Raw genomic sequence first — 320 nt, 5'->3', positions numbered from 1 at the left:
AAGTAATCTTCAACCGGTAATATGTTGATTGGTCTTACAAAAGATCCCTCTGGAATAAAACGCATTGTACCGAGGTACGGACGGTTGTTTATACGAATCCGATGATCCTCATTATATAGACGAGGCACAAAAGTCAGTTCACTTCCCGTTTGTACGCGTGTCGCCCCGTCAAGTAGTACAAGGGAACCTGATTCATTTCGCAAGCGATATGACTTCCCACTCTCTATTTGAATACTATTATTTAGTACGTAATTACCAGTAAAACTAACCGTTACTTCATTCACATTTCCTAAGTAATTTACCAGTCGAACTGTTACATT

At 39.4% G+C, this 320-nt stretch carries 1 protein-coding gene; it reads right to left on the bottom strand.

Annotated features, from left to right (window positions below; translation table 11 throughout):
* The coding region (locus AOA62_RS32260; RefSeq protein WP_218244161.1) for a hypothetical protein at positions 1-320 on the bottom strand (320 nt) is incomplete at both ends.

It is taken from the genome of Pseudomonas sp. 2995-3, assembly GCF_002742565.1.
GTDB lineage: Bacteria > Pseudomonadota > Gammaproteobacteria > Pseudomonadales > Pseudomonadaceae > Aquipseudomonas > Aquipseudomonas edaphica.
Note: the sequence above shows the minus strand (reverse complement) of the source record. Positions and strands in the feature narration are given on the sequence as shown.